The organism is Chryseobacterium hagamense (assembly GCF_007991455.1).
Classification (GTDB): domain Bacteria; phylum Bacteroidota; class Bacteroidia; order Flavobacteriales; family Weeksellaceae; genus Chryseobacterium; species Chryseobacterium hagamense.
This window is the reverse complement of sequence record NZ_BJYJ01000020.1, coordinates 1-13662: the sequence shown is the minus strand read 5'-3', so window position 1 is coordinate 13662 and position 13662 is coordinate 1. Positions and strand designations below refer to the sequence as shown.

Below are 13662 nucleotides of genomic sequence, written 5' to 3'. Positions count from 1 at the left end.
GGTTTATAATGTGATGTTTAAGCCTATAGCAAAATTACGGGATAAAGGGTAGTTGTTATTAAAATCTCCGGAGCCTCTAGAAGCCTGATTACTTTCAGGATCCCACCCGATCCACTTGGTCCAGGTATAAAGATTTCTCCCTGCCACATAAAGCGACATATTCTGAATTTTTGTATTTTTCAACAGAGAAGCAGGAAAAGTATATGTCAATCTGATATCTCTAAGTCTTACATAGCTCGCGTCTTGTGTAAACCAATATCCTCTGGTATTGGTATAAGTAAGGGATGGAAAGTCATTGCTTTTGTTTTCCGGGGTCCAATAGCCTACTTGCTGCGGAATGTTTCTTCTACCGATCTCGTCTCCGTAGCTGATGTCGTTATTTCCTCTAAGAAGTCCCTGAACCGTATCAATGAATATGCTTAAAGAAATATTTTTATAGGTAAAAGTATTGGAGATACTGCCTGTCCAGTCCGGCAGCGTTTTCCCGGTGAATGTCAGGTCCTCGTTTGTGATTTTTCCGTCACCATTAACATCTCTGAATTTCAAATCTCCCGGCTTTGCCGTAGGATCCCATTTAGAAGAATCTTCACCTTCCTGCCATACGCCCACCATGTCAAAATTGTAAACAGTTCCTAAAGACCTGCCGATGAACCATCCATTGGCGATATCATCTTTGCCGTCTCCGTATAATTGCGTGATCTTATTTCTGAATGTAGAAAAAACAAAACCGGTTTCCCACTTGAAATTTTCTGTTTTAATATTTACCGTATTCAGCGTAATATCCAATCCTTTGTTCTCCAATTCTCCTATATTATCCAATACACTTGAGGTTCCCGTAATGTCAGGAATTTTTCTGGACAAGAGCAGATCCCGGGTATGAGTTTTGTAAACTTCTACCGTACCATTGATTCTTCGGTTGAAAAAACCAAAGTCAAGCCCGATGTTCGTTGTTCTGGTAGTTTCCCATTTGAGGTCCGGATTTCCGATTCCTCCCAGGTAAGTACCCGTAACAATATTACCGCTGAAAGGATAAAGGGAAGTTCCTAAAAGTGTTAACGTCTGATAAGGATCAATCCCCGGATTTCCGGTTTCTCCGAGAGAGAATCTGAGTTTAATTTGATCGATCCAAGTCGACTTTTTCAAGAAGCTTTCATTATTGATATTCCATCCCACTGCCATTGCCGGGAATACTGAAAATTTACTTGTATTTTTTCCAAACACCGAAGCTCCATCCCTACGGGCAGTTAAACTTAATGAATACCGGCTGTCATAAGAATAATTAACCCTTCCCAACTGAGAAATCTGAGATGACCGAGAGGCACCTGAACCTGCATTTTTGGTAGTGGCAGCCCCTATATTGTTATAAGAAAAATCATCAGTAAAGAATCCTACGCCGGATGCCCAGGTACTTTCACTCTTTTTTTCATATACTCCATACATCAGAGTTGCATCCAGATGGTGTTTTTCAAAATCACGATTATAGGTCAGGATATTTTCTAAATTCCAGTCATTATATTCATTATTGCTTTTGTAAGCATTTCCTACATTGTCATTAGCTTTGCGTCCGGTATAGCTGCCGTAGGCATTGGTATTAAGTGCATATGAAGCTATAATCTTGTAGCTGAGCCCCTTAATTCCAGGTTTGATTTCCATATAGGCATTTCCCGATAGATTTTTGGCGACAGACATACGGTCGGTGGCAAGACCAAGCAGAGGATTGGTATATAGCAACTCAGGGTCCATCGGAAATATATTGTATTCTCCATTCGCTTTATAGGGTACGGAATACGGACTCATTGCTGTTGCATAGAGAAGATTGGCTCTTCCGCCACTATAGTTGTTGTTGACATAAAAGAAACTCACCCCGGTTTTCAGCCATTTGGTGACATTTATATCCAGATTGGTTCTGAAATTAAAGCGATGGTATTGATAGCCCTTCACAACCCCTTTCTGGTCGGTATAGTTTCCTGACACATAATATTTTACATTTTCCGTCCCTCCGTAGACACTTACATTATGCTCATTGGTACTACCCGGCTGTGTCACTTCTTTTAACCAATCTGTGGTAATTCCTTTATTATAGTTTTCAATCTCGCTTTGATTGGGTAATATAGTAGTTTGGGTAAGACCACGCGCATGCATATAATCTGCATATTTTTGTACGTAGGCTTCGGGCCCTAATGGAAGCAGCTTGTGGGAAATATCATCCACTGAACTGGATACACTGTAGCTGATGGATGGTAATCCGGTCTTTCCTCTTTTGGTACTTATCAAAATAACCCCATTGGTTCCCTTTGTTCCATAAATTGCCGTAGCGGAAGCATCTTTAAGTATTTCAATCGATTCTATATCTCTGGTATTAATGTCATTAAAAGAACCGTAAAAAATAGCTCCATCCATTACGATTAAAGGAGTACTATCCGCCCTTATAGAATTAATGCCACGGATTCTGATACCCCCAGTACTCCCAGGAACCGAAGACCTTGTAGTAACAGTTACCCCGGCGGTACTCCCCTGCAAAGCCTGGGTAAAATTGGTAATCGGCAGATTCTGCAGACGGTCTTTCGGGATGGAAGCTACGGATCCCGTGATATCTTTTCTTTTCTGGGTACCGTATCCTACCACGACCACCTCATCCAGGACTTTGGTTTTTGTGGAGTCATTGGCCGGTTTTACAGTTCCTGTCTTTTGGGCACTGATCATTTCAAACATCAGGAAAAATACTGCAACACAGGTTTTTCCGGAGAAAGGCATCCCGATAGGAACCTTATTTCTTTTGGGTAAAATTTTGTTCATACTCAGTTTTTTTGATTCTATTTAGTTTTATTTTAACAAGTCCGGATTATTTAGGGTCTTCATCCAGTGCCGGATACCGGTGCCGGGCATTGCTGGTTTTGTAATGAACAGAAGGCAGGTTCCTCAGTATTTCGGCACTCTGTTCAGGGGTGATATCCCTTTGGGCTTCGGCCAGCATTTCATAGCCCACCATAAATTTCTTCACGCTTGCCGAACGGAGCAGCGGTGGATAAAAGTGCATGTGGAAATGCCACTCCGGGTGCGCTTCTCCATCGGTGGGTGCCTGGTGGATGCCTGCAGAATACGGAAATGAGGTTTCAAAAAGATTATCATACCGGATGGTCAGGTCTTTCAGGATTGCCGCGAATGATTTCTTCTCTTCTTCCGAAAATTCCGGGATGCTGCCGATGCTTCTTTTGCTGATGATCATGGTTTCGTAAGGCCATACGGCCCAGAAGGGAACCAATGCCACAAAAAAATCGTTTTCCAGAATAATTCTTTCCTTTTTTTCAATTTCTTTTAACAGGTAATCTTCCAGAAGGGTGCTGGTGTGCTGATCATAATACTTTTTCAGATTCTGCTGGGTCCTCAGGACCTGGGTCGGAATGGAAGACTGTGCCCAGACCTGCCCGTGCGGATGCGGATTGCTGCATCCCATCACACTGCCTTTATTCTCAAAAATCTGTACATGATTGATGTATTCCGCAGCACCAAGCGTTTTATATTCTTCCTGCCATACCGCAATCACCTTTTCAATATCTTCCGTTTCCATTTCCGGCAGCGTCAGGCTGTGGTTATCCGAAAAGCAGATCACCCTGTTGATTCCTCTTTCAGGCTGTATCCTGAACAGATCCTCCTGATCATCATTTTCATAAGCTACTTCTTCACTCAGTAAAGCCGGAAAATCATTTTTAAAAACAAATGCTCCTTTATAATCGGGATTGACGTCACCATTCATTCTCGTATTCCCCGGACACAGATAACAGGTATCGTCATGCTCGGGACGGATTTCTTCGGCAGTGGTTTCCTGCTGTCCCTGCCAGGGACGTCTGGCCCTCTGGGGAGATACGAGCACCCACTCATCCAGAAGCGGATTGTAGCGGCGGTGCGGATGTTCGGCACGGTCAAATGCCGTTTTCTGCTTTTCATCATAGGCGTGAGTACCTTCTGAAATATTCACCTGGTAAACTTTCATATCGATTCCGAATGTTTCTTTATATTTTTCCCGTACCGATGCGATAACGTTATCTGCTTTGGATCTTTCCACAAGGTTAATGGAGCAGCCTCCGAAACCTCCGCCCATCATTCTTGCCCCGCAGACCCCTTTTTCTTTCAGGGTTGCTTCCACCAGGAAGTCCAGTTCCGTACAGCTTACTTCATAGTCCTGGGAGAGTCCTCTGTGGGTTTCGTTAAGCAATGTGCCCAACCTTTTGAAATCCTGATCCTGCAAAGCAACAGCAGCGGCTTCTACCCTGCTTATTTCTTCTATGATATAGCGGCATCTCCTGAAAATGAGTTCTCCGAGATCTGTTCTCAGATGTTCCAGCATCTCATGGGTAACCTCCCTGAAACCTTTTACTTCCGGAAAACCAGCCTTTATGATTTCAATCCCGCGGTCTACTTCATTTCTGCGGTCGTTATAGCCGGAAGTCAGATGGCTGTGCTTGACACGGCTGTCGAAGAGGATAAAACAATGGTCATCCATCCGGGCATCGTAATAAGAATAATCCAGTGTGGAACAGTCGAGCTTGATCACTTTTCTGTCTTTTCCGAATACGGAGGCAAACTGATCCATAATTCCGCATTTTACGCCTGCAAAATGATGTTCGGAAGCCTGCCCGATAAGCGCAAGCTTCTCTTTTTTTATCCCTAGCTGAAAAATTGAGTCTAAAGCAAAGGCAAATCCGCATTCCAGCGCTGCAGAAGAAGAAAGCCCCGCTCCCATAGGGATGTCACTGCTGACGGCCATTTTAAATCCGCCAATCCCTTTTCCCTGTTTTTTTATTTCATCAATAACCCCGAGCATATAATTGACCCACTTCTGCGGTACAGGTTTCAGGTCATCATTAACATTTACGATAAAGTACCGGCCAAGATCAGCAGCATAAAATTCCCCCGACTCCGAATCTGATAATTTCACTGCAAAGCATACATATTTATCAATGGCTGCCGGAAGTACAAATCCATCATTATAATCTACGTGTTCCCCAATAATATTGATTCTTCCCGGAGACATGAAAATATGCTCCGGATCTTCTCCGAATCTTTCCCGGAAGGCCTGACAAGTGGAATTAACCAGTTTACTTTGCATTTTCTTTATTTAATTATTATCCTGTTCCCTATCTATTCTAAACGGAGTTACCGGTTCAGCTTTATTGATTCAGCATTCATCAGCATCGTATTATCATTAATTATTCAATTCTTACGACTCCTTATTATCCTGTTAAAAAATCACTAAAAAAGCTGTCAACATTTTCCCTTTTTGTGCCTTTATTTAAAAATTATTAAAATTAAGCCTCTTAATTATTTAAATAAAATGACGTAAGTTTCAGTTTTTAAGTAAATTAGACAGATATGTTAATTATTTGTTAACGGTTTTTGAAATATATAAAGTTTGCAGTACATTGCAAACCAATACCCACCAGTTTTTACAGTTTTACTACCAGATTTGTTATGAAATTCATCCATATTGATAAAGAAAACTCCATTGCTTTTTATCAGCAAATTATGTCCAGCATTGAGAAAGCCATTAAGGAAAAGAAATTGCTGCGGAATGATAAGCTCCCGTCGGTAAACAAGATCTGTATCGAACATAAAATATCAAGGGATACGGTTCTTCTGGCTTATGAAAAGCTTAAAAAGAAGGGAGTGGTAAAATCCATCAGAGCCAAAGGATATTATGTACGGACGGAAGATTTTAATTTTGACGAACGGTATTTTCTTCTTTTCGACGAACTGAATATTTTTAAGGAAGATCTTCTGAATTCTTTCCTGAAGGGTCTTGCGGGAAAAGTTCAGGTGGATACGTTCTTTCATCATTTTGATCCGGCCATGTTTTCGAAACTGATCTCAGATAATATGGGTAACTATTCAAAATATATTATCCTGGCGGCAAACGTTGAAGGCGTGGAATCCAGTATCGCGAGACTGCCTAAAAATGACGTGTATATCATCGACCAGATGAGGAATTCGCTTAAAATCTATTCCGGCATCTACCAGAATTTTGTGGAAAACATCTACACGGCAATGGAGTCTGTGCTGGATCTTCTTCAAAAATACAACCGGTACATCCTGATCTTTCCCGGTCATAAAGAGCCTTATGACATGGTTACCGGTTTTGAAAAATTCTGCAGGGAGCACGGTAAAAACTATTCGGTAATTCCTGATCTTAAAAATTTCAAACTCCGAAAAGGGCAGGTATTTCTTATCCCCAATGACCGTCAGTTGGTGGAAACCATTGAAAAATGCAACCATCATCATCTGGTGATCGGGGAAGACATCGGCATTATTTCTTATAATGAAACCCCTCTGAAAAAAGTAGTGCAGAACGGGATTACCACTTTATCCACCGATTTTTCGGAAATGGGAAAAAAGCTGGCGCAAATGGTTTTAAAGAATGAAAGAAAACTGATTGAGAATAAATGTACCTTAAACCTCCGGAAATCATTATAAAAGTACGGTATAAAAATTTATGATTAATTTTCTGTTTTTAAACGGTTTTCTGAACACTTTGGTACAGTTTTCGCCACAGTAGAGATACTTTAAAAAAAATTTTAATTATGATGAATGCATCTGTGCAGACGATCAATCAGAAAACGGCCACTGAATATTTAAAATTTTTCTATGCACCGCTTCGCAGTGAAATCATCCAGTTATCCGCTCAGGATAACTTCGCAGGAATTATCCAGTCTACCATCAATTATCTGAGAAACCTTCTTCAGGAAGCTAAGGTAAATATTATTGCCCATCATATCATGCTGATGGAGATGATTTACAAAAGCGGGGATTCCTATGTAAAGGACATGATTGAAAATCTTTTCGTCAGGTCTTTCGAAAGCTTTAAAAAGCGGGCCAAAATTGCCCAATGGAAGCTCCTGTACCGGTATATGCCCGTTAGTTTTCAGATAATCTACAACGATCAGCAGAAACAGGACAAAATATTCTTCGGAAAATAAAAAATGCCGGGCAGAAACAGGATTTCGCCCGGCATTTTTTTGATCTCAGCTGCATCCATCTGATCTGATATGTAAAGCCTGAGCATTCTTCCTGCAATTTCATCGCTTTATTTTCCAGCTTCATTTCCTTATTTTAATGAATGAGCGTAAATATTTACGTTATTTGCAGATATGATGAAAAATGAAACCAAAATCTGCATATACAGTGCTTTTTTAATCACGCTTGTGGTTAATTCGGCAAAATTGCTGGCGCTTAAAAGCGGAGGAATCATTGCGCAGTACTGGACTTTCGATATCCGGGAATACAGCTTCCAGTTTTTATACAATATGCTGTTCTGCCTTTTATTGTTTCGGCTGAATCTTAGCGTGAACAGATTCTTCAGCATCTACCGGGAAAACCGGCAGTGGATACCATTTTATGCCTGTAATTTTCTTTTGATAAACGTTGCCCTTGTTTTAGGAACGATCATTCATTCGGCACTTTTCGGGGCCGTGCATCTGCCCGGCACCATCGTCAGGGGATATTTCATCCGTTTTTTGCTCAGTACGGTAATGGTTGCGGTTATGATCAGGCTTATCCTCCTGATCAGGGAAGGAAAGCGGAAAGATCTCGTGAACGAACAGCTTCGTACCGCTTATGTAAAAGCTCAGCTGACCCTTCTTCAGGAGCAGCTCAATCCTCATTTTTTCTTTAATACCCTAAGCAGTATTTCGGCCATTATCAGGGAAGATCCGGAGCGCGCTCAGGCTTATATTATGCATCTTTCCAAAGTTTTCCGGTATTCCCTTGCACATTCCGGGAACGATTTGGTTACACTGGAGAAAGAACTTCAGCATTTGAGTTCCTATACCGAACTGATAGCGATGCGGCTGGAAAATGCATTTATGATACAGATCAATATCGCTCCAGGCCTTCTACAGAAGCATATTCTTCATCTGTCTCTTCAGCCTCTTGTGGAAAATGCCGTCAAGCATAATACCGCAACCGCTTCAAATCCTCTCATTATTAATCTTTTCAATGAAGGGGACCTGCTTGTTATTCAAAACAATTTACAACCTGCCTATGTTACCGAAAGTACGGGAACGGGGCTTGCCAATCTTGATGAAAGGTTCAGGTTACAGGCTTCCCGGGAGATAGACATCCACCGTACAGAAGATCATTTCATTGTAAAACTGCCCCTGTTATGAAAAGAAACCTCTGCATTGTCCTGATAGAAGACGAACCTGCCACTGCAAGAAACCTTGAACACATTATAAAGGAAATAAATCCTGCTGTCCGGCTCATCACAGTACTGGCCAGCGTTAAAGAATCCCTGAACTGGTTTCCGGCCTCGGAAGAGGACTATGATCTTATTTTTTCCGACATCAGGCTTTCCGATGGATTGTCATTTGAAATTTTCAGTAGAATCCCGCTTAAAAAACCGGTTATTTTCGTGACCGCTTATAACGATTATGCCATCGATGCTTTCCGGAACAACGGCATCGATTATATTTTAAAACCTTTTGACAGGGAAGAAATACGCCGTGCGTTAACAAAATATGAGGATCTTTTTACTTCCGGTACTGAAGCCGGTCAGCATCAGACCTCCGCCGCAGTCCTCCAGCTGCAGCCGTCCTTTAAAAGCTATAAAAGGTCCTTCCTCATCCATTACTGCGGCAGACTGATTCCGGTAGAAGCTGCTAAGATCCACTGGTTCCATACCGCCTATGAGACCGTATATGCCCATACTGCACAGGGATCACAATATGTTATCGGGTTCACCCTGGAACAGCTGGAGCAGCACCTGGATCCCGCTGTTTTTTTCCGGGCCAACCGCCAGTTTATCATCAACCGGAATGCGGTGGAGACCGTGGAGTATTTTTTTAACGGCCGGCTGCTGGTTACCGTGACTCCCTTACCGGATGAGAAGGTTCTTGTAAGCAAGGCAAAAGCGACAATGTTCAGAAAGTGGCTGGACCAATAGGTGATTTCACCCTAGAATTTGGAAGGCTCACCCTTTTTTATTCTTAACAAAAGAAGGTTATCCATACATTTGTTTCAGAAAAAAGCTAAAGAGATGATTTTAAAGACACAAAGACAGGTACTTGCAGCTGCAGCTTTCTGGATATGGGCATCGTTTACCCCATTAGCCGCACAGCAGAAAAGCCTGCAGGACAGCACCCCCGAACAGCGCGCAAAAATGCAGACCGAGTGGATGAAAACCAAACTGGGACTGAACGGCTCCCAGGTCACTCAGGCCTATAATCTCAACCTTTTTTATGCACAAAAAAACGAGTCTATTCTCAAAAGCAGCGAAGGAAAACTAAACAAATTTAAAAAACTGAGGCCGATACAGAAAGAAAAAGATAACGCACTCAGTAACATCTTAAATCCGGATCAGTATAAAAGATATCAGGAACTCAAAGACCAGTTAATTCAAAACCTAAAAGACAAAAAAAGATGAAAAAAATGCTTCTTCCCATGCTTCTGCTTTTGTTTATTACAAATTCAGCATGCTCCGTAACTACAGATGCCGATGATGAACTCCCGTCATCAGCGTTCAGAACGGATAACAGCCTGGAAGGTCCTATCCAGAAACCCCTATCGGGATATGGTTCGGACGGAAATTATGAAGTGGCTGAAATCGATTTCGATAATCCCCTGTATGCAGGAACGCAGGTTTCGGTCTTTTATCCGCAGGGGATTACTTCGCCGCGCCCTACCATCTTTTTTTCGCATCCCTACGGCGGAGAAGACAAAACCTATAATATGGGACTGTATCATTTTATTGCCAAAAAGGGTTTTGTAGTGATATTTGTCCCCTACCGCACGATTGATATCAGTGTAGACCACCGCTACCAGACCCTCTGGCAGGGATTTGTAAAGGCAGCCAATGACTATCCGAATATCATTGATACGAAAAAAGTCGGGTTTATGGGTCATTCATTCGGCGGAGGCGCATCAATTGATCTCGCATACAAAGCCTTTACCGAAAAAGGCTGGGGTCAGGAAGCCCGTTTTCTTTTTACCATGGCGCCATGGTATGCCTTCAACTGGAACAGTCCGCTTACTACGGAACAGCAGCTGCAGAATTTCCCGGCCAATACCAAAATGATTTCCCAGGTCTATGATGAAGACGGGATAAATGATCACCGTCTGGCCATCGACATTTATAAGCACATTAATATTCCCGACAGCGAAAAAGATTTTATTTACGTAAAATCCTCGACCATCAACGGCTACAATTATGTAACGGACCACGCCACGCCAAGCTCCCGGAAAGCTTTCGATGCGCTGGATTATTATGCCGTATACCGGCTGCTGGACGCCATGATGGATTACAGTTTCAACGGAAACTCCGGTGCCAAAAATACGGCCTTGGGAAACGGCTCTTCCGCTCAGGTAACTATGCCTTCCTACAATGGCCAGACCATGGCTCCCCTGGAAGTTACCGATAATCCCACCCCCCGGTATCCGCAAGATCATTATCAGTTTCCCTGCAGCAGCAGTACAAATCCAAGAATTGCTTACTGCAACTGAACATTGAAACACTCGCTCCGAAGCAACATTAAAAGAGTCCGTCTCTCAACTAGTGGAAACGGACTCTTTTTATGATTTTTCTCGATCTTCTGCTGGAGAATGATTTTCATACAATCGATTCTCAACCCACATTATTGAATTATAAGACTGATTCTTTTCTATTTTAAAAATGCCTTTTTAACAATCTGAAGTTCATGATCACTCATTTTTGAAGACTTTTTCAGCTTAGCTGCAAAGACGTCCACTTCTTCAGCGGTTGAAGGACAGCCGAGGTTTTCGTTTTTATCATTAAAGGAATCGGCCAGAACTTCCCCTTTTGGATTAAGGATCAGCCAGAACGGCAATCCTGCATCTTTGCCTTTATACCTGTTCATCAGATCTTCCCCACCGGGATTCTCAAGTTTTTTCTTGTCTCCCATTTCCTGGACATCTACATATGCCGTAACCAATTTCTTATCGAAAACAGGTTTTGTTTCCGGCAGGTTCATATTATTTTCCATAACATGGCACCATTTGCACCACGATGCATGAAACATAAGGAGTACATTTTTATTTTTTGATTTGGCTTCGGTGAGTGCTTTTCCAAGGATTACATCCGCTTTTTCCTGAGCAGAATTCAACTGGAAAAACAGCAGCCCCGCTATTAAAATTATTTTTGAAAATTTCATATTGAATCGTTTATACGAATGTAATATTTTCCCGGGCATAAAAATCAATTTTAATAATACTTTAACGTGAGCTCAATGTAGAAATGTGATGGTAAGGCTGGAAGAGGGATGCCGGATGCCGGAAGTTACTTTTGTCAAAAGTATAATCAAAGGTTCTAATGATCAAACTGAATCTTTATCATTCGATCTGAAAGCGTTCTTATTTAAAATCATGACTGAATAGCAGTAAATTTTATTTTTTAATTAATTAAACAACTGTATATAAGTTAAATACGACCGAATTCACATTACTTTAACTTTACAACCAAAGAATTTTTATTTTTGCAGGGTTATCTCTAACTATGAAATTACATTCTTTTTTATTATTTCTACTGGCCATGTTTTCCTGTTATGCACAACAGGATATCCATACAATACCTGCTCCGAAAATCTTAAAGAACGAATTTCTGTTTACCGAAGGTTCCTGTTTCAAGCAATGCCACGCCTCTACCATCGTACAGGCAGCCAACGGACAATTGCTGGCAGGATGGTTCGGAGGTCCTCACGAAGGAAGCCCTGAGGTTGTTATCTGGGGAATCCGCTCAGAAGGAAAGAAATGGACCCAGCCCGAAGTATGGGCAGATGGCCGGATCAACGACTCCCTGCGGTACCCCTGCTGGAACCCGGTTTTGTTCAGGGCAAAAGATGAAAAAACCGTTTATCTGTATTATAAAGTCGGACCGAATCCACGCGAATGGTGGGGCATGGTGAAAACTTCGGAAGACAACGGCAAAACCTGGAACCGGGCAAAACGCCTCCCGGATTCTGTCCTGGGGCCTATTAAAAATAAACCGGTCGAGTTGCCCGGCGGCGATATTATTTCGCCTTCCAGCAGAGAGCTTACCGAAAACCGCTGGACGGCTCACGTCGAAATCAGCAGAGATCATCAGCAGACCTGGAATGCTTACCCTATTGATCCTTCATCAAAATTCAATGTAATCCAGCCCAGTATCCTGATGCATAGGGACGGCAGTCTGCAGGTACTTTGCAGAAGCAAGGAAGGGGTTGTGGCCACCTCATGGTCGAAAGACAGTGGAAAAAGCTGGTCTGAATTATCCGCTACCCATCTGGCCAACCCGAATTCCGGGACAGATGCCATCAGCTATAAAGATTTTTTTCTCATCGTCTATAATCCCGAACTCCCCGGCAAGGAATGGTGGGAAGGGCGTACGAAGCTCCGGCTGTCCTACTCTTATAACGGCATCGACTGGAAGGACCTGCTATCGCTGGAAGATGAACAGAAAGGAGAATTCAGTTACCCAACAATCTTTAAGGATAAAAAAGGGCTGGTGCATATTACCTATACGTACAACCGTGTAAACATCAGACATTGGGTTTTGAAATTTTAAATTTAACGTGAGCTCGAAGAAGAATCAGGATTGATAGTCTGGAAGAGGAAAGCCGGATGCCGGAAGTTTCTCCTGCTAAAAAGAGGATTAAAGATCCCGATGCCCCAAATAATCTTTTTTTCATTCTATCAAAGAGAATTCTATTTAAAATTCTGACTAAAAGCCTGATTTTTATTTTGTAATTGAACAGAAGGCTGAATACAGATTGAATATAATCGAATTCACGTTAAATTTACTAAAATCGTTATTCTTCAGCTCCGGTCTTAAAATTATTTTGCCTTTACAGGATCAATTTTAATTTCATGATCTACACAATATAAAAAGGGCTGCCTAAAATAGGCAGCCCCCTTTGTGATCATCATTCTGTAAAATGATCTAAGAAAACATGAAAATTATTTCTTAATGAATTTGAAGGTCTGCATACCGTTTTCTGTAAATACCTGGATCAGATACATTCCCTGAGGTAATACCTGAACATCGATACTTCTTTCTCCGGACTTCAGTTTCTTCTCGGTTACCAATCTTCCGTCGGCTGCAATAATTACGGCTTTGGTAATGGTTTCCGTACCACTGAAATTCAATAAGTCTCTTACAGGATTAGGATAAATCTGAAGCTGTGACTTCGGTTTTGTATTATCTGTTACCCCAAGCGTACTGTTGATGGCCAATACAGCAAGATAAGCAGTCGATTCACAGGTTCCTGAGGTCTGCGTCGCATAATACGTGGTATTGTTTACCAAAGCTGTAGTCAGCGGCAGGCTGTTTATATGGTTCTGTGCATCTGAAGCCGATGCATACCATTTGATATTCTGACCTGTTACCACCAATGCACTCAGTGTGCTTCCCGGAGCAAAGTTTTGTGATGCCGCTCCGGTAGGAGCTGCTACAGGGGCCGACTGGGTAATGGTAAATGTTCTTGATAAAGTACATCCTTTAGCATCGGTAACGTTTACCGTATACGTTCCTGCAGAAAGGCCTGATGCTGTGGCTGCGGTACCTCCTGCCGGAGACCAAGAATAAGCATAAGGTGCGGTTCCGCCGGATACTGTAATGGTTGCAGTTCCCGTAGATCCGCCATTACAAGACACATTGGTTTGTGAAGTCGTTGCAATAAG

Annotated in this window: 11 protein-coding genes and 1 pseudogene; 7 read left to right on the top strand and 5 right to left on the bottom strand. The window is 42.1% G+C overall.

Annotated elements, in window-relative coordinates; all coding sequences use genetic code 11:
• Nucleotides 1-3 precede the first annotated feature (3 nt).
• From CHA01nite_RS15015 to galK, 3 genes and pseudogenes are all read right to left on the bottom strand, one after another.
• On the bottom strand, nucleotides 4-2796 hold the full coding sequence (locus tag CHA01nite_RS15015; protein ID WP_146942800.1) for a SusC/RagA family TonB-linked outer membrane protein: 2793 nt from the start codon (nucleotides 2794-2796) through the stop codon (nucleotides 4-6).
• Between the two features lie 46 nt (nucleotides 2797-2842).
• On the bottom strand, nucleotides 2843-3991 hold the full coding sequence (locus CHA01nite_RS20850) for a UDP-glucose--hexose-1-phosphate uridylyltransferase (RefSeq protein WP_262712144.1): 1149 nt from the start codon (nucleotides 3989-3991) through the stop codon (nucleotides 2843-2845).
• Nucleotides 3968-5107: pseudogene (gene galK, locus CHA01nite_RS20740) on the bottom strand (galactokinase); the annotation flags it as partial. The gene CHA01nite_RS20850 and the pseudogene galK, both read right to left, overlap by 24 nt.
• 362 nt (nucleotides 5108-5469) lie before the next feature.
• On the opposite strand from galK, the gene CHA01nite_RS15005 reads away from it, so the two are divergent.
• The 6 genes from CHA01nite_RS15005 to CHA01nite_RS14980 all read left to right on the top strand — a co-directional run bounded on the left by CHA01nite_RS15005 (nucleotide 5470) and on the right by CHA01nite_RS14980 (nucleotide 10491).
• On the top strand, nucleotides 5470-6468 hold the full coding sequence (locus tag CHA01nite_RS15005) for a GntR family transcriptional regulator (protein WP_146942796.1): 999 nt from the start codon (nucleotides 5470-5472) through the stop codon (nucleotides 6466-6468).
• Nucleotides 6469-6575: 107 nt separating this feature from the next.
• Nucleotides 6576-6971, top strand: coding sequence for a DUF7674 family protein (locus tag CHA01nite_RS15000; RefSeq protein WP_146942794.1), 396 nt, complete (start codon nucleotides 6576-6578; stop codon nucleotides 6969-6971).
• Nucleotides 6972-7142: 171 nt separating this feature from the next.
• On the top strand, nucleotides 7143-8159 hold the full coding sequence (locus tag CHA01nite_RS14995; RefSeq protein ID WP_146942792.1) for a sensor histidine kinase: 1017 nt from the start codon (nucleotides 7143-7145) through the stop codon (nucleotides 8157-8159).
• On the top strand, nucleotides 8156-8935 hold the full coding sequence (locus CHA01nite_RS14990) for a LytR/AlgR family response regulator transcription factor (RefSeq protein WP_146942790.1): 780 nt from the start codon (nucleotides 8156-8158) through the stop codon (nucleotides 8933-8935). Before CHA01nite_RS14995 ends, CHA01nite_RS14990 begins: the two co-directional genes overlap by 4 nt.
• 93 nt (nucleotides 8936-9028) lie before the next feature.
• The gene (locus CHA01nite_RS14985; protein WP_146942788.1) at nucleotides 9029-9415 is read left to right on the top strand and encodes a DUF4890 domain-containing protein; all 387 of its coding nucleotides are present in this window, start codon (nucleotides 9029-9031) and stop codon (nucleotides 9413-9415) included.
• Nucleotides 9412-10491, top strand: a complete 1080-nt coding sequence (locus CHA01nite_RS14980; RefSeq protein WP_146942786.1) for an alpha/beta hydrolase — start codon at nucleotides 9412-9414, stop codon at nucleotides 10489-10491. The genes CHA01nite_RS14985 and CHA01nite_RS14980 overlap by 4 nt, the downstream gene beginning before the upstream one ends.
• Before the next feature lie 158 nt (nucleotides 10492-10649).
• On the opposite strand, the gene CHA01nite_RS14975 is transcribed toward CHA01nite_RS14980, so the two are convergent.
• Nucleotides 10650-11159, bottom strand: coding sequence for a DUF255 domain-containing protein (locus tag CHA01nite_RS14975; protein ID WP_146942784.1), 510 nt, complete (start codon nucleotides 11157-11159; stop codon nucleotides 10650-10652).
• A gap of 341 nt (nucleotides 11160-11500) precedes the next feature.
• On the opposite strand from CHA01nite_RS14975, the gene CHA01nite_RS14970 reads away from it, so the two are divergent.
• Entirely contained in the window at nucleotides 11501-12547 is a 1047-nt protein-coding gene (locus CHA01nite_RS14970; protein ID WP_228458427.1) for a sialidase family protein, read from the top strand.
• A 392-nt stretch (nucleotides 12548-12939) separates the two neighbouring features.
• Here the strand turns inward: CHA01nite_RS14970 and CHA01nite_RS20535 are convergent.
• Nucleotides 12940-13662 (bottom strand): T9SS type A sorting domain-containing protein (locus tag CHA01nite_RS20535; protein ID WP_170234745.1); only part of this gene is annotated, 723 nt, incomplete at its 5' end.